This is a genomic window from Ochrobactrum sp. 19YEA23 (assembly GCF_029909865.1).
Lineage (GTDB): Bacteria > Pseudomonadota > Alphaproteobacteria > Rhizobiales > Rhizobiaceae > Brucella > Brucella gambitense.
Genome location: NZ_JASAMQ010000002.1, coordinates 258,631 through 283,804 on the forward strand (window position 1 = coordinate 258,631; position 25,174 = coordinate 283,804).

Genomic DNA, 25,174 nt, shown 5'->3' on the forward strand with positions numbered 1-25,174 from the left:
ATGTCTCCCCATCCTCCAGAGACGGCACGCGTCATGTCAGTTAGTTTTGGCCTCAAAGACGACCTTTGGATAGGGCTTGAAATCACGCACCAGAACAAATTTACCGTCCTGCGCCTGAATGATACCCTCCGCGCGGGTGCCGCGATGATCGCCCTTGATAAAGCTCACGCCCTTGGCGCCACCCACCGTCACATTATTGAGGCTCTCCATCGCCAGCGTCAGGTTTTCACGGGTCAAAGGCTTGCCACTTTTAACCAGCGCGCGAAACCCTTCGGTGAACAGCGACGCATTGCTCCAGCCATTGAGGCCGAAAACCCCTTGCGGATCTTTTGGATAGTATTTGCCCACTGCGTCGCGATATGCAGCAACCGTCGGCTCATCGCTGGTCACCGGCAACAGCCAGGACGAGAAATAAACACCATCGAGCAGCTTGCCGGCGAGCTTGTAGGTGGACGGGTCGGCTGTGAAGAACGGCGCAAACCAGGCCGTTTCGAAACCGACCTGATCGGCTGCCTTCAATGCGGCGGCAAGGTTCGCATTTGAACCGAAAAGCACCACGGCATCGGCACCCGCCTGTTCAACGCGACGGATATGTGCGGCAAAGCTCGTCGTCTTCACATCGAACGGTACAGACTCTACGGCTTCCAGACCATGTTCTTTCATATAAAGGTCGAATCCGCGTTTGCCGGATTTACCAAGCTCGTCATTTTCCCAAAGAAGAGCGATCTTCTTTTTACCGAGATCATTGACTGCATAGTCGACATTCATCGCCGCCGACCAACCATAGTCTGGCAAAAGCGGGAACACTTTGTCATTCACATAAAAAGCCGAAGCACCGCCAATGGGACCGACAAGCGACAGACCAACTTCGGCGGCGTATGGCAAAACAGCGGCATTGGTCGCAGTTCCCACAGACGCCGCCAGAGCGAAAATACCCTCGCCTTCCACCATTTGGCGGGTTACTGCGGCGGAACGCGCGGGTTCATAGCCGTCATCCTGTGTGACGTATTTTATCTTCCAGCCCTCGACGCCACCCGTTTCATTGACATGCTGAAAATGAGCATCTGCCGCGTGCGTCAGAATTGAATAAAATGGAACTGGCCCCGTTACAGGGGTGAATGCACCCACTGTTACGACCTTGTTTGCTTCATCGATGCCAATATTCTGGGCCGCGCCCGGCAACACCATCGTTAAAAAGAATGCTGAGGCAGCGCCAAGCACTGACTTGATACCAGCCATACCTCGATCCTCCCAAATCGTTTAAATGGATGACTTGTTGAAATCTAAATACGGTTCGCCTTTGATGTCAACAGATAATGCATTATGCATCTTTGATGAGCGTAGATCGTTGCTCTGCACGCGACCATTCATGAAATTAGCTCAGACTGAGCGATATTGCTGCCCAAATGAATATATATAATGCATTTGTGTTAAACTGCCTTTCCGCGCGGCGCGCAGTTAGTAGAAGAAACCTGCATAAGACCGACAAGAAAGATAACAACGCACGATAACGGCCTGTCAGAAAGCCTCGGATTCTAACGTCCGGAAAGGGGTCGAAACTTCTGGAAACACTCTGCAATAGGTGTCATTTTTCGCTTTAGATTGCACAATCAAATTTGCATTATAGGTCGTACGACTAGCGCTGTTTCGCGGCAGCATTTTGCGCTAACAACTTGCAATGTAACCAGAAAATTCGAGCCAACGAACGTAGAAATCGTCTTAGATTTTTTGCGGTGACTCTGCACAGCAGTGGTCCACCGCCTTGATTGCCAGTCAAGAATCGTAACGAATTCTCCTGTTCGTTTAACCGTGATGGGCGCGCAGTCATAATTCGACTGCAAAAATGCTACTATTCTCCAGCGGCCGCCGATCGTCTAGACAGCATGGGACGTCGCCTTGCATTCTTCGCTTAAAGACAGGTGTTGTGAAACCGAAAATACCCGCATCAGGAATTTGCTTTTCTTAAAGGAAAGCATTCGACCAATTGGCACGGATTTACCGTTTCATTCAACAAACTGACTAACAGCGCGAATGATGTCCGGCTTCCTGCCAATTTAAGAGACGGCTTGTTTGGCCTATCCCCGGATTGAAGGCGTTGGTGGGGTCCAGGTCCCGATAAAACTGCTTGAGGCATTCCTCAGCCTCGTACACATGCCCCACATTATGTTCAGCGGGGTACTTCGCTCCGCGTTGCTCCAGCAGGGCAAGAATGTCCTTTTTCAAAGCCTCGCAATCCTGCCCCTTCTTGACCAGATATTCTTGATGCAGAACGTGGCAGAAGAAGTGGCCGCAGTACATGGTGACATCGATTTTCTTTTCGATTTCGGCAGGCAGACGTTCGAACCAGTCGAGCGCGTTGCGCGGCAAGGCAATATCGAGGGCTACGATATCTTCCACTGTCTTTGCATGAACAGCGCGATACCGAACTACCGACCCGCCGACAGCAAACCGATTGAGGAAAGCCGCCTTGCCTTCTTCGTCGGTGCACTCGAAATAATTTCCATGTGTGGTTGGAAAGCGTTCGGCCAGATAGCGGCGCGCTTCATCGATACCCTCGTTTCCCATTTTCAAAAGCAGATGATGTTCGTAACCATCTCGGAAACTGTTGAGCCTGGTTGGCAGATGATCGGGCAATAGACCGGTTACGAATTGCAAAAGGCGATCGCTAATTGCACTGCCGACACGAAGCTTTTCGGTTATGCCGTCAAAACGGCTTTTGATACTGAAAGCCAAGGGGATCTTATCTGTGCCAAAGGCTTGAAGGAATAGGAAGAGGTCCTTGCCATAGCGTCGTGACAGATCATAAGCTGAGCGATGCATATATTCGCCCGCGACGGGGAGATTTTCAAAGTTTGAAAGCATATCGCGACGAATGCTTTCCAATTCTCCTGGATCGTTGGAACCGATGTAGAAAACCTGTGTCTTGTCGTCGGCTTGGAATGTGTCGATCCGCAATGCAAATACTGCAAGCTTGCCCGCCGATCCCGAGGCCTCATAGAGCCTACGTGGATCGGCATTGTAACGCGCCGGCGTGGTGGCCGAAATATCGCGCACATGATTGCAATATTCGTGATCCGAGGCACAAAGATTCGAAGACTGGTCTACGTTGGCAGCGGGAATATCACCTTTATCCAGTCTGCTCAGTATTTCCTCAGCTGTTTTCCCCAGATCGATGCCCAGATGATTGACCAGTTTTAAATCGCCATTGGCATCAATTCGGGCGAACAGGGCAAGTTGCGTATAGGCTGGTCCACGTCTTATCAGTGACCCGCCAGAATTATTGCATATTCCACCAGTAACTGAAGCACCGATACAACTAGAGCCAATCACCGAATGCGGCTCTCTTCCGATGGGACGCAGTGACTTTTCAAGCTGATCAAGAGTGACGCCGGGTTGCGAAATGACTTGCGCGCCTTCGGCGATAAGATCAAGGCGGCGCAGGCGCATCGTATTGATGATGACAACTTTCCGATCGTAGCCTTCTGGTACCGGCGTGGAACCGCCGGTCAGTCCGGTATTTGCGGCCTGACAAATGATAATCGTTCCCGCCTTGTGGCATGCTTCAAGCACATGCCACATCTCCAGAAGCGTGCCCGGACGCACGACTGCAAGAGCCTTGCCTCCACCATACCGATATCCCTGGCGAAAGCGTCGGGTTTGCGTATCGCGGATCAAGACATGGCGACGACCGACGATATGGCGGAGTTTTGCGACGAGATCAGGCATGTTTGTTTAGTTCCTGCAGGCAGTATCGAGGCCGGTCAAGCGAAGTAGCGCACCCTGATTGCATCGATGGCAACAGCGATGAAGATCATGAAGCCGCCAATCATGCCGACATAAAAGGAGGGTATATTGATGATCGCCAGTCCGACCTGAATGACTGTAAGAAGCAGAACGCCTCCAAGAATTCCAACCACGTTTCCCCGTCCACCGAAGACGCTGACGCCACCGATGATCGGTGCGGCGATCGCATAAAGAAGATAGCTGGAGCCCTGGTTCGACGTGATTGCCATCTGCCAGGAGGCAAGTAGGAATCCAGCCACACCTGCAAGGAAGCCGGAGATCGTATAGGCAATAATCTTGATACGGTCCACGCGAATACCTGCCGAATTGGATGCCTGCGGGTTACCGCCAACTGCGTAGATGGAGCGTCCAAGAATCGTCATGCGTAGCAGGACGCCGATCGCGATCAGAGCGACAACGAAAATCAACGGCATAACGGGCCATCCGGCAACCGATGCCTGACCGATCCACACATATCCGTCGGACAGATTTGTCAGGGTCTTGCCTTGCGTCAGCGCCAGGAGCGCGCCTTGCAGGATGATCATCATCGATAGCGTCTGGATGAGCGAGACCATTCGCAGCTTGGTGATACAAAGGCCATTGAAGAAGCCAATGAGCGTTGCAACCGCGACACCAACCAGCATAGCGGGAAACCAGGGCATTCCGAGATTGGAATAGGCCAGTGCTCCAATTGCAGACGAAAATCCGAGATTAGCCGGGATCGACAGGTCAATCTCCGCTACGAGCAGCGGGAGGGCTACGGCCAGTCCCAGCATTCCGAGAACCGTCGCCTGCACCGTGATGTTTTGCATGTTCATCACGGTCAGAAAGAACTCATTGAACAGCCCGAAACCTAGGACTAGCGCCACCAGCCAGATCCACACCACATTGTGCAGAACCCAGCCGACGATTTTATGTGTCGCTTTTTCGTTAGGTTTGACCTCTTTGGCCGCAGTGGCTGTCATGACAGTGCTCATTTCTTTTATTCCTTTACCGATGTTGCGCTCACGCCTGTGAAAGGCGGCGCAGATTGTCGGTGGTGATGTCGTCGCCGGTCACGATCTCCTCGATGGAGCCTTGGCGGAATACGCAGACACGGTCGACTGCGCGCACCAATTCGTCCGTATCGGTCGAGACAATGATAACGCTGACGCCCTTGTTGCTGAGTTCATCGATGATGCGCAAAACGTCCTGCTTGACGCCGACATCGATACCACGTGTCGGCTCGTCGAGGATAAGAAGCCTTGGTTGTGTCGCAAGAACACGACCGAGGCATACTTTCTGCTGGTTACCGCCGCTCAACGTATCGACTGCTGCGGCAGCGCTTTGCGCCTTGATACCCATACTGGAGAAATATCCGCCGCAAAGACGCGCTTCCTGGTCGCGTTTGACAAAACCCAGGAACGCACGCCGATCAAGTGAGGAAAGTGCGATGTTTTCAGCGATCGATAAATGGCCAACAACGCCATCCTTGCGCCGATCGTCGGACAGATAGGCGACACCCTTGCTGAAAGCTGCCTTTGGATGCTGCGGTAGACTTTCCTGTGGTCCACCGTCAAAACTGATCGTTCCAGCCTTCGCACGGTTGAGGCCGAATATCACCCGCGCAAGTTCTTTTGCGCCGGCACCTGGCAAGCCGGTAAAACCAACGATCTCGCCTGGCCGGATATCAAGTTCATCGAGATCGACATGATGGGCGATAACACCGCGCAGACTGATTGCCGACGTTTGAGAACCGAAGATTTTGCGCTCGCGCTGAAACAGGTCGAGGCCGCGCCCAAGCACCAGTTCGGATAGTTGCTCGGACGTCATCGCCTGCACATCCTGGCTGCCACCGGCAAGAAAGCCGTCGCGCAGGACGGAAACCGCATCGCAGATTTCGAGAATCTCGTCATTATAATGCGAGATGAAAATGAAGGTGACGCCTTCGCTCTTCAACTGACGCATGAAATCGAACAGTTGCCTGCGGTCGGGAACGGTAAGGGCGGCAGTCGGTTCATCGAGGATGATGACTTTACCGCCTGAGAACATGGCGCGCAGGATATTGAGCTTGCGTCTTGCAACAGCGTTGAGCCTGCCGGCATTGACGGCTGGATCAATTCCCGAATCTTTCAACATTCGTGCGGCATCTGTCTTCAGCTTCTTCCAACGCACAAAGCCGCCTCGGGAAGGCCAAATGCCTAGCATCAGATTCTCGGCGGCAGAGATGTGATCGATAATCATAGGCTCTTGCGTGACCAGAAACACGCCGGCTTCTTCCATGGCCTTAACGTCTGCGCCCTGCACCGGTTTATCATCGAGATAGATCGTTCCGCTACTGGGTGCGCGCTGCCCAGAGATGATACCAACTAGCGTGCTTTTGCCGGCGCCGTTTTCGCCGAGCAGTCCGTGGATACTGCCGCGATTAATATCGAGGCTAACGGAGCGCAACGCCGTAAAGGTTCCATATCGTTTGGTAACGTTGTCGACACGCAAGGCAATGTTGCTTTTGCCAGCATCCTTTTCGCGCCCATTTGTCTGGATATTTGTCATGATACTCCTCCGCCGCCTGCGACCGCACGCCAATCACATGCGAAACGACGCCCACCCTTGTTGCGCGGGCGTCGTATGTCACGATCAGGTATAAGGAACGCCCCATTCCTTTTCTGCGACGTAGCCCCAGTGGCGCTTGTCGGCAGCATTGTCGCCATTAATGACGAAAGGTGGAATGATGAGGGTTGGACCGGTATCACCCTTGACGATCTCGCCCTTCTCCCAAAAATATTTCTTATTTTCATACGCGCCAAGCGGCACTTCCTCGCCCTTCATTGCGTGCTTTTCCAAGAGTTCCACGGCAATCTCACCATAGGCAATAGGGTCTTGGGACACGCAGGCGTCCATGTAACCGTCCTGAATGCCTCTGACTGCAACAGGCTCGCCATCGATGGTGACGAAAATCACGTGGCCTTCCTCACCGACCTTTTTCCAGCGATTCTTTTGCTGCAGGGCAGTTGTGATGCCGCGTGCGGGCGAGTCGCTGGGAGCATGAACGGCATCAAGATCGGGATGTTCGGAAAGCGTCGACAACGTTACGGAAAGCATTTGATCAAGCTGACCTTCGGTGGGTCGGCTGATATAGGTTATGTCAGGATACTTGGCGAATTCGGCGTCCATTCCTTCCTTGCGTTGACGCCAGGCGACGCTCGCAAGTGCTCCATAGCAATTGAGGACCTTGCCGCGCGGGCTACCGTGCTTTTTGGTCAACCGATCGATGATCTCGCGTGCGGCCATGACACCGCCCTGATAGTTGTCGAAGCTGACGGTGATAGCGACATCCCCGCCATCTGCAGGCGTATCGATGATGGCGACGGGTATCTTTTTCTGATTGTAGCGGCGGATCGCGCTGACGATCGCCTGGCTATCAATCGGATCGGCAACCAGACCGACAGGCTGGGACAGCATCAGGCTCTGCCATTGTTCGAGCTGCTTTGTATTGTCGAAATTGGCATTGGTTGCCTGGAACGACCATTTGCGGCTTTCGACAGCACGCTTTACCGCCTCTTCCTCGATAACGAAAAAATAGTAGTCAAGACTTTTGTTGCTGAACGGCAGAAAGACGCGGTCTTGCGCGAATGCCTCGCGGCCGGCAAATGCCGCCGCTCCAAGTGCGAGCCCCCCTACTAGAACGTGGCGCCGGTTGAGTTTAAGATCGATACCCATATTCACCTCCCAAAGTGCGTTGATATAGTTTCACTACATGTGCAACAAGCTTGTCAAGCTGATTCAGAAAAATTCAGGTTAAACGGCACCTCCTAGACCGAAGAATCGTCATCTTATGCCAATTTTCAGCGCAAATTAGGATTAACTGGAGCCCAGATAAGATCCAGCCACATCAGTCCATTTGAAGTTTTACTAGATTATCGCAACTTGACGTAGGACGTGCCGTCGAAACAACCTACCACCATACCGGCGGATTCTCTTGTAAACAGGCCATTTTCGACGACGCCGGGTATACGGTTGAGTTCAGTTTCGAGGGGAGCCGGTTTGGTGATCGCGCCACATTTGCAATCAAGGATGAAATTGCCGCTATCGGTTACCACAGGCTGACCGTCACGCATACGGCGGGCGATCTGGGCAGTAATACCATGCTCGTGCAAAATGCGATTCACCATCCGTTCAGTCTGTTTCCACGCAAACTGCACAACCTCCACGGGGAGAGGAAAGGCCCCGAGCGTGTCGACGATTTTTGTTTCATCGCAAACTGTAATCATCTGCTTTGATGCATGGGCGATGATCTTTTCCCACAAGAGGCACGCACCGCCGCCCTTGATCATGTTGAACTGGCGGTCGATCTCGTCCGGCCCATCGATGGTGAGATCGATCTCGCCAATTTCGTTTGGATCCGTAATGGCGATACCCACTTCCCGCGCGACGTCAATCGTCGAACGTGACGTCGTGGTGCAGGTCAGCTTCATGCCATCAGCCACATATTTCCCTAGCTCACGCACAAAGAAATGCGAGGTGGTTCCCGATCCAAGGCCAAGCTTCATGCCGTCTCGCACAAATTCCTCAATGACCCGGCGACCTGCGACTTTCTTGGCTTCATTTTGCTCTGCGGACATTTGTCTTTCCTGCCGATTGGCCGGAGCCGTTGTGGACGACTGCGGCGGTTGTTTAGATCATTAGTCCCGTATCTTGTCTGTCAGCCAGGAATCGAGAGCTGGCAGTTGATCGGGGAATTCGCTGCCGCTCGACACTGCAATTGCCGTGACGAGCATGTTGACGACGAGATGATGATTGAGGCGCGATGCGAGCGGTGTCATCAACTCGGTCTGATCGTAGGGACGAACGGCAATCAGCGCGTCCGTGACACGGGCAAGCGGACTTTCGGCTGCGGTGATCGATACGACACGCGCGCCCCCTGCTCTTGCTGCAATGGCCAGCTCCACCATCTGCTTGGTGTGACCAGACTGCGAAAAGATCAGCGCGACTTCGTGCGGTCGCGAACCTTCGACATGCATCCACTGCTTCTTGCGCCCCATGACCGCCGCACACCGCATCCCGAGGCGCTGGAACTTGTGTTCGGCATCAATCGCTGTGACTTCGGAAATACCGCTGGCGTAGATACCTGTCCATGCGGCATCGCGCAAAAGCAGGGCAGCCTGTTCAACCTGCTGGGGAATGAGATCCTCCAGAGCACGCTGGATGGCGTTGAGGGAATTGCGACAGGTCTTGCGGACAATATTTTCTATGCCGTCATTGGGGATGATCTGTTCATAGGCGAAGGGTGCAGAAGGAACGAGGCTTTGTGCCAGATGCAGCTTGAAATCCTGATAGCCATCGAAACCGAATCGGCGGCAAAAGCGCATGATGGTCGGATCACTGACCGAACAGCGCTCGGACAATTTGGCCATGCTCATATGAATGACCTCGCCTGGAGACGTGCTCACAAATTCGGCGATACGCCGTTCGGCGGCCCCCATTCCGTCTGTTTCATGGAATATGCGCTGTAACAGGCTGACCGTCATGAAATTGGTTCCTTCGTCGTCCCACTATTTAATGAGAGCGATACTCCATGAGATCGGCGATACGCGCAAGTCGTTGATGCGGCTCGACATTTACATCCGCTCCACCGCCCCACGGCACGACGAAGAAAGTGGCCCCCGCGCCCTCCGCCGTTGCCTTGTCGACATTGGTGTCGCCGACATAGGCCCAGTTGGCACCGTTAAGATTCATGCGCTCGACAACGGCGCGCAGATGGCCAGGATCTGGCTTGCAGGCTGGCACCGCGTCTGCACCAAGCGCCACCTCAATGAGGCGATCGAGCTCGAGGATTTTCAAAATTTCCTGAGTTAAGGCGTGGGGCTTGTTGGTGCAGATGCCCAACCTAAAACCGGCAGCATGCAGGCTTTGCAAATCTTCGCGAACGTGGCTGAAGAAACGTGTCTTCTCGGCTGGGTTGCGATGATAGTTTTCAATATAGCTTTGAACCGCAGCATCCACCGTTGCATCGTCAAAGGGCAGACCCTGATCAATGAATATGTCCTTCAACAGGCGGCGTGGACCATTGCCGATAAAGGTTTCGACATAGTCGACGGATAGTGCTGGCCAGCCCTTGGACACCATATAGACATTCACCGCTGCGGTGATGTCCGGAGCACTATCGATCAGCGTTCCATCCAGATCGAAGATCAAAGCTGAATATTGTTTCATAATTCGAAAAATCCTTTGGTTGGGCGTGTTCGACAGTCAGTCAGCAAAAACGGGATCGCCTAGAGCGTGGAAGCTCCGGGAGAGTGCAGGATAAAGCCCTCGATAGATTTCATGTGCCTTGTGATAGACGGCACTATCAGCACGATCAGCCTTCTGACACGTCAATTCGCGCAAGATGCCAGCTGCCTCAGTCGCGTCCTTCCAGACGCCCACTCCCACTCCCGCCACCAGTGCCGCGCCAAAAGCCCCGCCTTCCGCAGCACCTTCTGTCGTCACCACATCACAACCGAACATGTCGGCCTGAATTTGTCGCCACAATAGTGATCGGGCGCCACCGCCAGATGCCTTAATCACCCGCCCTTCGATCCCCATAGATTTCATCAGCGCATGCATGTCATAAAAGGCGTGAACAACACCTTCCATGACACTGCGTGAAACATCGGCAAGTGTGTGGCGTGCTGTGAGACCGATGATAGCGCCGCGTGCTGCGGGATCTGGATGCGGACAACGTTCACCGTTGAGATAAGGCAGGAATAATAGTCCGCGCGCACCTGGTGTGCTGGAGGCAGCAGCTTTTGCTACCGCATCGAAGGTAAGATCGTCACCATGCCCGGTATCGGCAAGGATTGACCGGAACCAGCCCATTGCTCCGCCTGCATTCAGTGATACGCCCATGGCATGCCATTTGGCAGGAGCGACATTGCAGAACATTTGGATGCGACCGTCCGCGCTTGGAACGGGCTTATCCAGGGCCGCTGCCAGAATCCCAGCAGTACCGATTGTTGTTTGCAACTGACCGGGTTCGATGACGCCTGAACCAATGGTTTGAATGACACTGTCACCGCCGCCGCCCGCCACTGGTACCCCTGCCGGAAGCCCGAATAGTGCTGCGCCAGAAGCGTTGATGCGACCGGAAATCTCATGAGATTCATGGCAGTCGGGTAAGAAAGAAGGGTCAATATCGAGCGTCTCGATCAGCCCCGATGCCCATTTGCGCTGTCGCACATCGAAAAGCCCGGTGCCAGACGCATCCGATACTTCCGTTGCAAGTTCTCCCGTCAAAACCAGACGCAGATAATCTTTGGGGTTGAGCACATGATGCAGTTTTGCAAACAAATCCGGCTCATGATTTTTCATCCAGACGATTTTGCCCCCGGTATAACCGACCAGCATGCGATTGCTTGTCTGGCCGATCAGAGCATCCAGCCCGCCAGCCTTTGTTGTGATTTCCTCCACTTCAGCGGCGTTGCGTTGATCGTTCCACAAGATTGCCGGACGCAGAATTTTTCTATTTTGGTCGAGCGGTGTAAGGCCATGCATCTGCCCTGAAAGGCCGACACAGAGAAGTTCAATCTCCGGGTATTGCGCCATCACGCTTGCCACTGCCTTGCGCGCACCCTCGATCCAAAGGGCGGGATCTTGTTCGGTCCAACCGGCACGAGGCTGCGACAGCGCGTAGGTGGCGGTGCTGGAGGCCAGAATATCGCCTTCGACGGACACTAGCAGCGCTTTGCAACCCGACGTTCCGATGTCGATACCTAGAAGTGCGGTTGTCATGAAGTCAGGCTCCGACGCCGTGATGCAGGCGGATATGCTTGAAATTGAAATATTCCAGCAAGCCTTCCCGGCCATGCTCATAGCCGATGCCACTTTGCTTACGACCGCCGTAAGGCGCGTTCATGATGCCCGCGTCGACGTTGTTGACGGCGACATTACCGTAATCGAGGTCGTTTGAAAGCTGATAGATTTCCTGCAAGTCGCGCGCATAGACATAAGAGGCAAGCCCATAAGGCGTATCATTTGCTAGGGCCGCGGCTTCTTCCAGCCCGTCGAAAGGCGCCACACCGACAAGCGGACCAAAGGTTTCCTCACTCATGACCTTCATTTCATGAGTACAGTCGGCGACAATGGTTGGACAAAAGAAGAATCCCCTGGCAAATTTTTCACCTTCCGGCGCCTTGCCGCCGGCGAGGAGCCTTGCACCTTTTTGCAATGCATCGGCCAGGTGCTCGTGCGTTTTTTCAAGGGGCGCAAGCGAAGCCATGGACCCGATATCGGCGGCCGGTTCGAGCAGACCGTCGCCGATGGTCAATGCGTTGGCGGCAACCGCGAATTTTTCGAGAAAAGTCTCGTACAGCGGGCGCGCCACATAGATACGATTAATTGCAATGCAAATCTGCCCCATATTGCGGAAGGAACGGCGCACGGCCCCCTTCACTGCCGCATCAATGTCGGCGCTGGCGGCTATGATGAGCGGACAATTGCCACCAAGCTCCAATGAAAGGCGCTTTACGGTTGGGCAGGACTTCTGGATATGAAGGCCAACCGCGCTTGAACCGGTAAAGGCGATCTTGTCAACGTCAGGATGCTCGACGAGTGCCTGGCCAACGAGCGAGCCCTTGCCGGTTAAGACATTGACGACGCCCGCTGGGATCTTGGCCTCCGTCACCTTTTCAGCAATGGCCAGGGCGGTAAAGGGTGTGATTTCTGCCGGCTTGATGATGATCGTGCAACCAGCAGCAAGGCTTGCGCAAAGTTTCCACCCAACAAGCTCAGCAGGATAATTCCAGGGTGTAATTGCACCGACCACGCCGATCGGTTCGCGGATGACCTGGCTTTGATAACCGTTCTGATCGTTGGGTACGATTTCGCCCAGGACGCGCACCGCCTCCTCGCCATAAAAGTGGCAGGCTTCGGCCAGTTTGAGGATTTCGCCTTTGGCTTCATTGAGCGGTTTGCCCTGTTCCAGCGTCATGATCTGGGCCATGCGCGGGGCATCGGCGGATATCAGGTCGCCGAGCCTGTGGAGAGCTTGTGACCGCTCCCTGGCCGGAACCTTGGACCAAGAACGAAATGCAACCCGCGCGCTGGCGACTGCCTGCTCGATTTCTTCGGGCGTCGTTGCCGCAATCTGCCCAATGACTTCGCCACGCGCCGGATTCTCGACGTCGATACGCGCGCCGCGTCCTTCTATGAATTTTCCGTCGATGAACAGCTTGCCATCAAGCCGCGATAGGATCGCATCGGTCATGATTTTCTCCACCCAATTCCGAGCCGTCAACGTTCACAAGGATCGTTGATATAGCATAACTACATATCTCGTTGCATCTGGTTTGCCAATCCGAAAAAGGTAGTCGGCGGCAGGAAATCAGTTTAAGCGACAAAAACAAACGAACACAGCTACTTTTCGACGAGATTCGCCGTGGTTTTCGGTCAAACCGGCAAGACTGTCGGCAGCAAAGGCTGATTACACCTTGACGAAGCGGTAACAAGCTTAATAGTTTTACTACATAAAAGGAGGAGAAGCATGCTTCCCGATTCTCATGAAAAGGCCCGCTTGGTCGGGCGTGTATGGCGCGCCGATCTGTCAGCGCCCAGTGTCGTCATCATTCGCGATGGTGAAGTGATTGATGTCACAAACTCGGTGATCTCAGTTAGCGACTTCCTCGACAATGATCCCGCAGTACGCTTTGATGGTCTACAGGGCGAAAAGCTCGGCAAGCCTGATGATTTCGTTCTTTCTCCGTACGAAACTGGTTACGGATCACCTCGCCATTCATGGCTTGCCCCTTGTGATTTCCAGGCGCTTAAGGCATGTGGGGTCACTTTTGCGCAAAGCATGATCGAGCGCGTCATCGATGAGCGGACGTCAGGCGACCCGGCAAAAGCCGACGCGATCCGCAAGCGCATCGGTGAACTGATCGGCGGAAGCCTGTCCAACATACGCGCTGGCTCTGAGCAGGCCGTTGAGGTAAAGACTGCCTTGGAGAAAGAAGGGCTTTGGTCGCAATATCTTGAAGTGGGTATTGGACCTGACGCTGAGGTCTTCACCAAATCGCAGCCCATGTCTGCCGTTGGCCATGGCGCGCAAGTCGGCGTCAACCGGATTTCGAAGTGGAACAACCCCGAACCCGAAATCGTGCTCGCGGTAGACAAAAACGGCAATATACGTGGCGCTACACTTGGAAATGACGTCAATCTGCGCGACGTTGAAGGTCGATCAGCGCTCCTCCTCGGCAAGGCCAAGGATAATAATGCTTCCTGCGCCATCGGCCCGTTCATCCGCCTGTTTGACGCTGGATTTACGCTCGGTGACATTGAGAATACAACACTTGAAATGTCCGTCAAAGGAGAAGACGGCTTTGAAATGTCAGGGCGCTCCAATATGGCCGAGATCAGCCGGAGACCTGCCGATCTGGTCGCACAGACCATCAATGCCAGCCATCAATATCCTGATGGATTCCTGCTATTTCTGGGAACCATGTTTGCTCCCACGCAGGATCGTGCGGAAAAAGGCAGCGGCTTCACCCACAAAGAAGGTGACGTCGTCGAGATTTCGACGCCAACACTTGGAACCTTGCGCAATGTCGTCACGACGTCGGACAAGGCGCGTCCATGGGCTTACGGTATGCGCTCGCTGATGCGAGACATGGCCAAACGCGGTTTGATTTAGGAACGGCAGAACAAAAATGTCCTATCGTGCAAGAATGGATTTGAGCGGTCGGCTGGCACTGGTAACAGGGGCCGGTCAGGGAATAGGTGCAGCATGTGCGCAAGCCCTGGCGCAAACCGGGGCGACGGTGGTCTGCACCGATATTGATCTGTCACGCGCCGAGACCACCGCAAGAGAAATCGGTGGGTCTGCAAGCGCCCGGCAGCTCGATGTTACTGACAGCGTTCAGTTGAACGCGCTGGCGAATGACATACAGCCACTTGACGTGCTCGTCTGCAATGCAGGTATCGTCAACAATGTCGCCGCTGAAGACATGACGGACGATCAATGGGATCGTGTCATTGAGGTCAATCTCAGCGGCGTATTCCGCACCTGTCGAGCCTTTGGTCGTCGAATGTTAGAGAAAGGCAAGGGTTCAATCATCAATATCGGTTCGATGTCGGCACATATCGTTAATGTACCGCAGCCACAATGCCACTACAACGCCTCGAAAGCCGGGGTACACCACCTCACACGCTCACTCGCAGTCGAATGGGCCAAAAGAGGTGTCAGGGTGAATGCGGTTGCGCCAACCTATATCGAAACACCATTGCTGCATGGACTTGAAAATCAGCCTGGGCTGGTTGAGCGCTGGCTCGACCTGACCCCCACTGGTCGCATGGGCAAACCGGAGGAGATCGCCTCCATCGTCCAGTTCCTTGCCTCAGACGCCTCAAGCCTGATGACTGGCTCGATTGTCACTGCAGACGCAGGCTATACAAGTATCTAGGATCAACATGGCTCTCGCACTTGTTCTGGAAAAGACACGCGAACTGGCTTTGCGCGATATCGATATCGATTTGACGCTTGGCGATTGCGATGTGCGCATCGCGATGGATGTCGTTGGCATATGTGGCAGCGATGTTCACTATTATCGGCATGGCAGCATCGGTCCATTCATCGTTAAGAAACCGATGATCCTCGGCCATGAGGGAGCTGGCACTGTCATTGCCTGTGGTGCAAATGTTCACAATCTTACGGTGGGCGACCGGGTCTGCGTTGAGCCGGGCGTCCCTGATTTTGCGAGCCGGCCGAGCCGCATCGGACTTTATAATCTTGATCCGTCCCTCACTTTCTGGGCCACTCCGCCGGTTCACGGATGTCTGACACCAGACGTCGTGCACCCAGCTAACTTGACTTATAAACTGCCCGACAATGTCTCTTTCGCCGAAGGCGCAATGATCGAACCTTTGGCGGTGGGCCTGCAGGCGGTTCATAAAACCGGCGTGGCGGCTGGCGATGTCGCTCTTGTCCTCGGAGCGGGCCCGATCGGCATTCTTGTGGCACTGAGCGCATTGTCCGCCGGGTGTTCGCGCGTCTTGATCTTCGATCCTGCGTCACAAAAGCTCGATATTGCTGCTTGCTATACAGGCATCCAGCCACTTCATGCAGGTGATGGTTCCATGAGGGACCAGGTTCGATGTCTGACCGATGGCTGGGGCGTCGATATTGTCTATGAATGCTCAGGCGCTGCCAAAGCATTTGATGGCATTGCCGATTGCATTCGTCCAGGGGGTACATTGGCTTGTGTGGGCATGCCTGAAAAAGCGGTACCTATCGATATCGTCTCATTGCAGGTCAAGGAAATCCGCCTCGTCACGGTCTTTCGCTACGCAAATGTCTATGAACGCGCAATTGCATTATTGGGAGAAGGCAAGATTGATGTGAAGCCATTGATCTCTGCGACATATGACTTCAAGGATAGCGTTGAAGCATTCAAGCGGGCGGATATGGCTCATCCGACGGATGTGAAAATACAGATCGCAATGCGGTGATTACTACGGAAAGGAATTGAGATGAGCTGGACACCCCATGGACAACACCTGATAGCTGGCGAGTGGGTTGCGGGGGAGACAACGTTCGCTTCAACACCGGCAACAGGTCCATCGCATGAATTCGCGGTTGGCACGCCCGCTCTGGTAGCGCGCGCCTGTGAAGCAGCGGAAGACGCTTTCTGGACCTATGGTTATACAAGCCGCGAAGAACGCGCCCTCTTCCTTGAAGCCATTGCCGACGAAATTGAAGCCCGTGCCGCGGCCATCACAGAAATCGGCACGCAGGAAACCGGCCTGCCGACCGGCCGTCTTGAAGGCGAGCGCGGACGCACCACCGGCCAGCTGCGTCTTTTTGCCAACCATATTCGCAAGGCCGATTATCTCGACCGTCGCGTTGATGAGGCCCTGCCCGACCGCAAGCCTGCAGCGCGTCCGGAAATCCGCCTGATGCAGCGCCCGATCGGCCCAGTCGCCGTTTTCGGCGCCTCCAACTTTCCGCTCGCTTTCTCGACCGCGGGCGGTGACACCGCAGCCGCCCTTGCCGCAGGCTGCCCGGTGGTTGTGAAGGGCCACTCCGCCCATCCCGGCACCGGCGAAATCGTCGCTGACGCCATTCAGGCCGCCATCGCCAAGACCGGCATGCCGAAGGGCGTGTTCAGCCTCATTCAGGGCGGTGACCGCAAGGTCGGCGAAGCACTCGTCACGCATCCGCTCATCAAGGCAGTCGGCTTTACCGGTTCGCTCGGCGGTGGTCGCGCTCTGTTCAATCTGTGCGCACAGCGTCCGGAACCGATTCCTTTCTTCGGCGAGCTTGGCTCGGTCAATCCGATGTTCCTGCTGCCGGAAGCCATGAAGGCACGCGCCTCGTCGCTCGGCGAAGGCTGGGCTGGATCGTTGACCATGGGTGCCGGTCAGTTCTGCACCAATCCGGGCATCGCCGTGGTTATCGATGGTTCGGAAGCCGACAGCTTTGTGCAGTCAACCCGCAACGCTCTGGAAAAGGTTGCGCCGCAGGTCATGCTCACCGATGGTATCGCCAAGGCCTATCAGGACGGTAAGGCACATTTCGACAGCCGCAACTCCGTCAAGCCCGTGCTGACCACCGAAAGCAAGGGCCGCGAAGCCTCACCCAATCTCTATGAGACGACTGGTGAAGCTTTCCTTGGCGACCACACCATTGGTGAGGAAGTATTCGGTCCGCTCGGCGTTGTCGTTCGCGTCAAGTCAGTCGATGACATGGTGCATCTGGCCAAGGGCTTTGAAGGCCAGCTGACCGCTACCTTGCATATGGACAAGGACGACGCCGCAGACGCGCGCAAGCTTCTGCCGGTTCTGGAGCGCAAGGCCGGACGCGTTTTGGCCAACGGTTTCCCGACCGGAGTGGAAGTGGTTGATTCGATGGTTCATGGCGGCCCCTACCCGGCCAGCACGAATTTCGGCGCAACCAGCGTCGGAACCATGTCCATCCGTCGCTTCCTGCGCCCTGTCAGTTATCAGAACATCCCGGCGGATGTGCTGCCGATCGATTTTGAGTGAGATATTAAAGCATCCCCGAACGGCTGAGCACCGATCCTTTGCGGCTCGGTGCTTAGCAAGTCCATCGATAGAGCTCAGGTGGAAACCTTATTCACTGATCCGGTCCCTGACGTTAAGTCGCACAAATCGACACCCGACCTTCGGAGAAAAATCACCTCAAGATTGCAGTCATTCACGCAGCGGAGGTTGCAGATAATAACTCAAATATACCCGTATTGGCGCATTCTATCGTGTGTTTGCTGCCTTGATACGATCTCGCTATTCCGGCGCATTCTTCCCATCCGGATGGAAATTAATGAAGAAACCCCAGACGGCCCATGCACCTATCACAGCAAAGATGGCGGCCCATCCCGGGCTGCTGCTAACCAATTCAAATGCAGCCCAGCCAAAGCAAATGGCAACCAACACTACCCGCAACCAGAGCGGCTTGAAACGTGCATCGTTCAGATCGAACATCGCTTGATACCCATCAGTCCATCCTCTTAAATCGCAACTGGCGTGATCCAGTGACAATCCTTGGCTTCACTGCTATCGACCACGGCCTCTACAAAGGCGACACCCTTCAGCCCATCATAAGCAAGCGGCAGATTTTGACCAAGCAGGGAGGGCTCTCGGCCTTCCCTCCTCGCCAGGATTGCTTCGGCGAAGCCCGCATACAGATTGGCGAAGGCTTCCAGATACCCCTCCGGATGACCAGGAGGTGTACGACTGCGCAATTTAGCGTCTTCAGACAAATCGTCAGCGCCGCGTTTGATAACTTGAACGCGACCGTCGAGCGGCGAATAGACGAGTTCGTTGGGCTGCTCCTGAAACCAGGCAAAGGATCCCTTCGATCCGAACACGCGCAGACGTACGCCGTTCGAATTGCCGAGCGCAACCTGCGACGACCATAGGAGTCCGCGCGCACCGCCTTCATAGCGCATCATCACATGGGCATTGTCGTCCAGCGCGCGGCCCTCGACGAAGGTTGCGAGATCCGCCGTCAGCGATTGTAGCTTTAACCCGGTTACGAAGCCTGCGAGATGATAGGCATGGGTACCAATGTCACCGATTGAGCCACCGCGGCCATTCTTCTTAGGGTCTGTACGCCATGCGGCCTGCGCGTTTCCTTGTTTTTCAATGGCCGTCGCCATCCATTCCAGCGGATATTCCACCTGCACCGTGCGGATGTCGCCGATCTCGCCGCGTGCCACCCGCACGCGAGCCTCGTGCACCATCGGATAGCCGGAATAGGTATAGGTCACACCGACAAAGCGCCCACTTTCGCGCGCGAGCTTTTCCAGTGACATGGCGTCGTCCAACGTCGCCGTCAACGGCTTTTCGCAGATGACGTCGAAGCCCGCTTCAATCAGCGCTTTGGCAATCGGGTAATGCGTGAAATTCGGCGTGCAGATGGCAACTGCGTCCACCCGGCCGTCCCTCGTCGTCTCGCCGGAGATTAGTTCCTGATAGGTTCCATAGCTGCGCACCGGATCAAGCCCTTCGGCGATTGCGAATTCACGTCCCCGGCCGGGATCAACGTCGAAGGCTCCGGCAGTCAGTTGCCACTGGCCGTCCAGCCGCGATGCCAGTCGGTGAATGTTGCCGATATAGGCCCCCTGCCCTCCACCGATCATGCCAAGACGCAAAACTCGATGATTACTCATTTTTCCTCCAATCCGAGCATAGCCCGGTTCGCGCTGCGATTGGCACCTGATTTGACGAAATCATCGAAGGCGCGGTCGGAGACGCGGATGATGTGATCGGCGATGAATTTCGCGCCTTCAGCGGCGCCGTCCTCGGGGTTTTTGACGAAGCATTCCCATTCCAGTACAGCCCAGCCGTCGAAACCGTAGGTCGTCAGCTTCGTGAAGATCGCGCCGAAATCGACCTGACCGTCGCCAGGACTACGGAACCGGCCCGCCCGCTTCGACCAAGGCTGATAACCGCCGTAAGCGCCCGACTTTCCATCGGGGCGGAACTCCGCGTCCTTGACGTGAAACGTCTTGATCCGGTCGTGGTAATGATCGATGAATGCCAGATAATCCAGCGCCTGCAAAACGAGGTGCGACGGATCATACATCAAATTAGCGCGGGGATGCTCCTTAACCTTGTCGAGGAACAACTCCCAGCTATGGCCGTCATGCAGGTCCTCGCTCGGATGAATCTCGTAGCAGACGTCGACGCCATGTGCGTCGAAGTCATTCAGGATCGGCGTCCAGCGTTTCGCCAGTTCATCGAAACCTTCCTTGATCAGCCCTTCGGGCCATTGCGGATAGGGATAGAGATAAGGCCAGAGCAGCGCGCCGGAAAAGGTGACGTGCCGGTCAATGCCGAGCCGCTTCGAGGCCCGGGCGGCAAAGCGCAATTGTTCTTCCGCCCACGCGCGCCGTGCCGCCGGAGCGCCCCGTACATGCTCAGGTGCAAAACTGTCCATGATCGTGTCGTGCGCCGGATGCACAGCGACAAGCTGCCCGGTGATATGCGATGCCAATTCGGTGATCTGCAAGTCGAAATCGGCAAGCATGCCCTTGATCTCGTCGCAATAGGCGTCGCTTTCTGCCGCCTTTTTCATATCGATCAGGCGCGTGTCCCATGTGGGAATCTGCACGCCCTTAAAACCCTTGTCCGCGGCCCATCTCGCCAGTCCAGGAAGCGTATTGTAGGGAGCGTCGTCCGCCGCGAACTGCGCCAGATAGACGCCGGGGCCCTTAATGGTGCGCATCATCATGCCTCCAGCTTGCTGGCGGGAACCGGCGCGTCGTCGTAACCGCCATGGACCGATTGGTCGAAGGGAACCACTGCGCCGGTCATCATGCCACTATCGTCCGACGCCATCCAAAGGACAGCGCGGGCGACCTCGGCAGGATCGAGAATACGACCGAACGGCTTTTGCGTGGCCGCACGGTCGATGAAATCCGGGTCGCCGGTTTCCGACAGCATCAGCGCACGCTCATGGTCCGAGTTCATCCAGCCGATATCCAACTGGTTGACATGGATGCGGTGGCGCATCAGGGCGAAGCCGGCATGGCGCGTCAGCGTGGCCAGCGCGCCCTTGGAACCGGCGTAGGGAGCAAGAAATGGCTGTCCAACCAATCCAGACATCGAACCAATATTCACAATGCGGCCCTCGATCCCTTCGCGGATCATGACCTTGGCAGCATCCTGCATCAAAAAGAATGGCGCGCGCGTATTAACCGCGAACATGCGGTCGAAAAGTTCGGGTGTGGTGTTGAGCAGATTGCCGCGATCGGTCAGGCCAGCGGCGTTGACCAGAATGTCTACCCGACGAAACCGCTCGTCAACGGCGGGAACGATGCCGCGCACATCGTTGATATCAGCCAGATCGGCTGCAATCATCTCGACAGGAACACCAGTGCCTTCGGCGATCTCTTTTGCGACCGCCTGTCCCTTTTCGACGCCGCGCCCGATAATGGCGATACCCGCCGCGCCGGCCTGCGAGAAGAGCCGGGCAACAGCCGCGCCAAGTCCCTGCGTGCCACCGGTGACAACGACGACCTTTCCTTCGATCCTATTCATTTTACAACCTCATATCCCGCCGCCGCCATAACGCGCTGCAACTCCATGTGACCCTTACGCGCCATCTCCAATGGCGGATTGGCAACCGGATTCTGCTCCGCTTCGACGACGAACCATCCCTCATAATTCTTGCCCATCAAAGCCCCAACGATGGCTTCAAAGTCCAAATCACCATCGCCTGGAACCGTGAACGCGCCCTTGATGACGGCGTCGAGAAAGCTTTCCCGGGTTCGGTCGAGCCCGTCCACCACCGCGCAGCGTATGTCCTTGGTGTGAACATGGCTGATGCGCTCGTGATGATTGTCGATCACGCGCATGACGTCGCCGCCAGCGAAAGCCATATGCCCGGCGTCGAACAACAGCGGCACTGACGAATGCTTCATGAACAGGTCAAGTTCGACTTCCGTCTCGACTGCTGCCGCCATATGGTGGTGATAGGAAATCGGCATGCCCTGCCTGGCGCACCAGTCGGCAAAATCCGACATCTTGCGCCCATAAGCCGCCATTTCGGCCTCGTCCAGCTTTGGTTTGGTTGCAAGCGGCGCAGAGCGCACGCCCTGAATTGACCGCGCCGTCTCACCATAGACGATACAGGGCGCGCGCGCGGCGATGAAGAACGCCATTTGCTGGGAGATACGGTCTTTCTCCGCCTCAATATCGCCGTCGAGCAACTGGCCTGAAAACCAGCCGCCGCAGACGGAAATTCCGTATTTATCCAGAACCGGCCCGAGCTCCCCCATATCCATCGGAAAGCGGCGTCCCGTCTCCATGCCGGTGAAACCGGCAATGGAGGCCTGACGCAGGCATTCTTCCAAACTCACATCATCCGAGAGTTCCGGCAGATCGTCGTTCCACCAGGCTATCGGGGCGATCCCCAGTTTGGCTTTCATATCAAACACCTGTCCGCTGCGCTTCACGAATTTTTTCCTGTGCCTTGCGGGCGGCGCGAACCTTCTCGAAGGTTGAGACAGCGGGCACGCCTACATCCCAGTCGGCGTCGCCCGGCACCCATTTCCATGCGTCGGACACGATGGAAATGACGGTCACTCCGTCATTGCCCTGCGCCCATTTCATCGCCTCCTCCAGGTCGGCGAGACTGTCGGCCTTGCGAGCCTGAGCGCCCATGGCCTCGGCGTGCTTGACGAAATCGACATGAAGCGGATTCTGGCGATTTTGTACGCGGCAATCGGTCAGGAGATTGTTGAAGCCCGGCACGCCCTTAGCCTGCTGCAATCGATTGATCACCGCATAGCCACCATTGTCGCACACCACCACGATCATCTTGTGGCCGGTGAGCGCTGCCGAATAGATATCGGAATTCATCATCATATAGGTGCCGTCGCCCAGCATGACGATCGGCGTGCCGCCGGTTGCTCCTGGGCCCTCTTGCGCCATGGCACAGCCCCAGCCCGCCGAAATCTCATACCCCATGCAGGAAAAGCCGAATTCGCAATCGAACGTGTTTGGATTCTTGACCCGCCAGCCCTTGACCACCTCGCCGGGTGTGCCGCCCGCCGCCGCGATCAGGGTATCTTCCGGCTTCGCCACCGCGTTGAGCACACCAACCACTTGCGCATATGACGGCACTGGCGCGTTAGTGCGCATCTGGTGCTCGTCGAGCACCTTGTTCCAGTCGGCGAACAGCGTCTTGGCCTGCTTCATCAGGCCGGCGTCAGCCTTGTAATCGCCAAGTCCCGCGTCCAGTTCCCGCACTGTCTCCAGCGCATCTCCGACTACGGACAATGCCCGGTGCTTGACCGCATCGAAGCGCGCCGCGTTGACCGAAATAAATTGCGCGGCCTCGGCGAAGGCGGTCCATGAGCCGGTGGTGAAATCCTGCAAGCGCGTGCCGATGGCTAGAATGACGTCCGCCTCTTTGGCGAGCGCGTTGGCCGAGGTCGAACCGACGATGCCGAGCGGCCCCGCATGCGCGGGATGCTCGTGCGTCATCGCACCCTTGCCGGCGATGGTTTCGACGACTGGGATCCCCCGCTTCAGCGCGAAGTCGGCCACTTCGTTTTCGGCCAGCGAATAGCGCACGCCACCGCCCGAAATGATCAGCGGGCGTTTGGCCGATTTGAGCAGCTCCACAGCCGCTGTGACCGCGTCACGATCGGGGCGCGGTCGCGGGATTTTCCAGACTTTCGGCTTGAAGAAGATTTCGGGATAATCAAAGGCGATTTCCTGCGTGTCCTGCGCCAGACCGATAAAGGCCGGCCCGCAATCGGCGGGATCAAGCATGGTCGCAATCGCATGGGGCAACGAATGGATGATCTGCTCCGGTAAGGTGATGCGGTCCCAATAGCGCACGACTGTCTTGAAAGCGTCGTTGACCGTGATCGTCGGGTCGCCGAAGTGCTCGACCTGCTGCAGGACCGGGTCCGGCAGGCGGTTGGCGAAAGTATCGCCGGCCAGAAGTAGCACCGGCAGGCGGTTGGCCATGGCCACGCCCGCTGCCGTCACCATATTGGCCGCGCCTGGCCCGATGGAGGTCGCCGCGATCATGATCTGTCGGCGGCGCTTCGCCTTGGCGAAGCCGATGGCGGCCAGGGCCATAGATTGCTCGTTCTGGCCGCGCCATGTCGGCAGTTGGTCCTGAACCGGCTCCAGCGCTTCCGAAAGGCACGTCACGTTGCCATGGCCGAAAATACCGAATACGCCGGCAAACAGCGGCACGTGCACACCGTCAATCTCGGTGAACTGGTTGCAAAGGTAACGGACAAGAGCCTGAGCCATGGTCAGACGCACTGTGTTTCTGGTCATCTCGCCTCCTCCTGCGGATGGGTATTTCTGAAGATTACGGAATACATATTGACAATGCAACAATCTTGCAATGATTATTGCACAAAATTCCGGGAGGAGACTTCATGCTCAATATTGCAGTGCTCGGCGTCGGCCGCATTGGACGGATGCACGCCGAAAATATCGCAGCGCATCCGCGCGCCGGATTGGCAGGCGTTTTTGACCTGCATGTCCCGGCTGCGCAGGAAATAGCTCAGAAATTCGGCGTTCCGTTGTTCGATTCGGCTGAGGCGATCTTCGCCTCCGACGCCGTCGACGCGGTGCTGATCGCCACGTCCACGGCCACCCACGCGGACCTTATCGAGCAGGCCGTCGCCGCTGGCAAGCCTGTCCTGTGCGAAAAGCCGATCGACCTGTCGCTCACCCGCGTCAACGCCTGTGCGAAAGCGATCTCGGGCAGCAAACTGCCGATCATGCTTGGTTTCGTGCGCCGGTTCGACAGCGGCCACCGCGCTGTGCGCCAGGCCATCGAAAACGGCCAGATCGGCGACGTACATCAGGTCTTTATCACCTCGCGCGATCCCGGCATGGCTCCCGCGGCCTATATCGAGGTGTCGGGCGGCATCTTCCGCGACATGACTATCCACGATTTCGATATGGCGCGCTTTATTCTGGGCGAGGAAATCGAGGAGGTCTTCGCTACCGGTTCTAGGCTGGTTGATCCAGCTTTGATGGAAAACTGCAATGATTACGATACGGTCACGGTGTTGCTGAAAACCGCGTCCGGCAGGCAGTGCATTATCAATAATTCTCGCCAAGCCGTTTACGGATACGACCAGCGCGTCGAGGCGTTCGGCAGCGGCGGCATGGCGATTTCGGAAAACCGCACCCTCACCAAACTCAGCCTATACGGCGCGGATTTCACCGACCGCAAGCCGGCACTGATGAACTTCTTCATCGACCGCTACGCCGAAGCGTTCGCCGCCGAGATCAGCGCCTTTGTCGACGCCGTCGAACAGGGCAGTCAACCGGAAGTCAGCTTCGAGGACGGCAGGCAGGCACTCATTCTGGCCGAAGCGGCGATCCGCTCTCTGACCGAAGGACGCACCATTCCCACCCGCGATATTGGATAGAT

At 56.0% G+C, this 25,174-nt stretch carries 21 protein-coding genes; 5 read left to right on the forward strand and 16 right to left on the reverse strand.

The features are described 5' to 3' along the window. Positions 1-36: 36 nt before the first annotated feature. The 10 genes from QBD01_RS07830 to QBD01_RS07875 form a co-directional block, all read right to left on the reverse strand. Positions 37-1,239, reverse strand: coding sequence for an ABC transporter substrate-binding protein (locus QBD01_RS07830; RefSeq protein WP_280992340.1), 1,203 nt, complete (start codon positions 1,237-1,239; stop codon positions 37-39). A 780-nt stretch (positions 1,240-2,019) separates the two neighbouring features. Further along, positions 2,020-3,726 carry a D-lactate dehydrogenase gene (gene dld, locus QBD01_RS07835; protein ID WP_280992341.1) on the reverse strand — a complete coding sequence of 569 codons (1,707 nt, stop codon included), beginning with the start codon at positions 3,724-3,726 and terminating at the stop codon, positions 2,020-2,022. 35 nt (positions 3,727-3,761) lie between these two features. Then, positions 3,762-4,760, reverse strand: a complete 999-nt coding sequence (locus QBD01_RS07840) for an ABC transporter permease (RefSeq protein ID WP_078341188.1) — start codon at positions 4,758-4,760, stop codon at positions 3,762-3,764. A gap of 28 nt (positions 4,761-4,788) precedes the next feature. Then, positions 4,789-6,315 carry a sugar ABC transporter ATP-binding protein gene (locus QBD01_RS07845; protein WP_280992342.1) on the reverse strand — a complete coding sequence of 509 codons (1,527 nt, stop codon included), beginning with the start codon at positions 6,313-6,315 and terminating at the stop codon, positions 4,789-4,791. Between the two features lie 84 nt (positions 6,316-6,399). Beyond that, positions 6,400-7,482, reverse strand: coding sequence for a sugar ABC transporter substrate-binding protein (locus tag QBD01_RS07850; protein ID WP_078341186.1), 1,083 nt, complete (start codon positions 7,480-7,482; stop codon positions 6,400-6,402). A gap of 197 nt (positions 7,483-7,679) precedes the next feature. Then, positions 7,680-8,384 carry a ribose 5-phosphate isomerase A gene (gene rpiA, locus QBD01_RS07855; RefSeq protein ID WP_094515305.1) on the reverse strand — a complete coding sequence of 235 codons (705 nt, stop codon included), beginning with the start codon at positions 8,382-8,384 and terminating at the stop codon, positions 7,680-7,682. A 60-nt stretch (positions 8,385-8,444) separates the two neighbouring features. After that, entirely contained in the window at positions 8,445-9,290 is an 846-nt protein-coding gene (locus QBD01_RS07860; protein WP_078341184.1) for a MurR/RpiR family transcriptional regulator, read from the reverse strand. A gap of 28 nt (positions 9,291-9,318) precedes the next feature. Then, the gene (locus QBD01_RS07865) at positions 9,319-9,975 is read right to left on the reverse strand and encodes an HAD-IA family hydrolase (RefSeq protein ID WP_152849216.1); all 657 of its coding nucleotides are present in this window, start codon (positions 9,973-9,975) and stop codon (positions 9,319-9,321) included. A 36-nt stretch (positions 9,976-10,011) separates the two neighbouring features. Continuing rightward, positions 10,012-11,532 carry a xylulokinase gene (xylB, locus tag QBD01_RS07870; RefSeq protein ID WP_280992343.1) on the reverse strand — a complete coding sequence of 507 codons (1,521 nt, stop codon included), beginning with the start codon at positions 11,530-11,532 and terminating at the stop codon, positions 10,012-10,014. Between the two features lie 4 nt (positions 11,533-11,536). Beyond that, entirely contained in the window at positions 11,537-13,006 is a 1,470-nt protein-coding gene (locus QBD01_RS07875) for an NAD-dependent succinate-semialdehyde dehydrogenase (protein ID WP_280992344.1), read from the reverse strand. A gap of 276 nt (positions 13,007-13,282) precedes the next feature. Between QBD01_RS07875 and QBD01_RS07880 the strand changes: the two genes are divergently transcribed. Genes QBD01_RS07880 through QBD01_RS07895 form a run of 4 tightly spaced genes read left to right on the forward strand, consistent with a single transcriptional unit; the run spans position 13,283 to position 17,778 of the window. Next, positions 13,283-14,428 carry a fumarylacetoacetate hydrolase family protein gene (locus tag QBD01_RS07880; protein ID WP_280992345.1) on the forward strand — a complete coding sequence of 382 codons (1,146 nt, stop codon included), beginning with the start codon at positions 13,283-13,285 and terminating at the stop codon, positions 14,426-14,428. 16 nt (positions 14,429-14,444) lie between these two features. Continuing rightward, positions 14,445-15,197: an SDR family NAD(P)-dependent oxidoreductase gene (locus QBD01_RS07885; RefSeq protein ID WP_171319111.1), complete on the forward strand. Its 753-nt coding sequence runs from the start codon at positions 14,445-14,447 to the stop codon at positions 15,195-15,197. A 7-nt stretch (positions 15,198-15,204) separates the two neighbouring features. Beyond that, a complete protein-coding gene (locus tag QBD01_RS07890; protein ID WP_171319110.1) occupies positions 15,205-16,242 on the forward strand; it encodes an NAD(P)-dependent alcohol dehydrogenase in 1,038 nt (345 codons plus the stop codon). 21 nt (positions 16,243-16,263) lie between these two features. Beyond that, on the forward strand, positions 16,264-17,778 hold the full coding sequence (locus QBD01_RS07895; RefSeq protein ID WP_280992346.1) for an aldehyde dehydrogenase (NADP(+)): 1,515 nt from the start codon (positions 16,264-16,266) through the stop codon (positions 17,776-17,778). Positions 17,779-18,036: 258 nt separating this feature from the next. Here the strand turns inward: QBD01_RS07895 and QBD01_RS07900 are convergent, their stop codons facing one another. Genes QBD01_RS07900 through iolD form a run of 6 tightly spaced genes read right to left on the reverse strand, consistent with a single transcriptional unit; the run spans position 18,037 to position 24,060 of the window. Next, positions 18,037-18,234, reverse strand: a complete 198-nt coding sequence (locus QBD01_RS07900) for a hypothetical protein (RefSeq protein WP_094515312.1) — start codon at positions 18,232-18,234, stop codon at positions 18,037-18,039. 26 nt (positions 18,235-18,260) lie between these two features. Further along, positions 18,261-19,424 carry a Gfo/Idh/MocA family protein gene (locus tag QBD01_RS07905; RefSeq protein ID WP_235942972.1) on the reverse strand — a complete coding sequence of 388 codons (1,164 nt, stop codon included), beginning with the start codon at positions 19,422-19,424 and terminating at the stop codon, positions 18,261-18,263. Beyond that, positions 19,421-20,482: a sugar phosphate isomerase/epimerase gene (locus QBD01_RS07910; protein ID WP_171319218.1), complete on the reverse strand. Its 1,062-nt coding sequence runs from the start codon at positions 20,480-20,482 to the stop codon at positions 19,421-19,423. The genes QBD01_RS07905 and QBD01_RS07910 overlap by 4 nt, the downstream gene beginning before the upstream one ends. Before the next feature lie 2 nt (positions 20,483-20,484). Further along, positions 20,485-21,297: an SDR family oxidoreductase gene (locus QBD01_RS07915; RefSeq protein ID WP_171319108.1), complete on the reverse strand. Its 813-nt coding sequence runs from the start codon at positions 21,295-21,297 to the stop codon at positions 20,485-20,487. Continuing rightward, positions 21,294-22,187 carry a myo-inosose-2 dehydratase gene (iolE, locus tag QBD01_RS07920; RefSeq protein ID WP_171319107.1) on the reverse strand — a complete coding sequence of 298 codons (894 nt, stop codon included), beginning with the start codon at positions 22,185-22,187 and terminating at the stop codon, positions 21,294-21,296. The genes QBD01_RS07915 and iolE overlap by 4 nt, the downstream gene beginning before the upstream one ends. Position 22,188: 1 nt before the next feature. Beyond that, the gene (gene iolD / locus QBD01_RS07925) at positions 22,189-24,060 is read right to left on the reverse strand and encodes a 3D-(3,5/4)-trihydroxycyclohexane-1,2-dione acylhydrolase (decyclizing) (RefSeq protein ID WP_171319106.1); all 1,872 of its coding nucleotides are present in this window, start codon (positions 24,058-24,060) and stop codon (positions 22,189-22,191) included. A gap of 104 nt (positions 24,061-24,164) precedes the next feature. Here iolD and iolG point away from each other — a divergent pair, with 104 nt between their 5' ends. Beyond that, positions 24,165-25,172 carry an inositol 2-dehydrogenase gene (gene iolG / locus QBD01_RS07930; protein ID WP_171319105.1) on the forward strand — a complete coding sequence of 336 codons (1,008 nt, stop codon included), beginning with the start codon at positions 24,165-24,167 and terminating at the stop codon, positions 25,170-25,172. Positions 25,173-25,174: the final 2 nt, after the last annotated feature.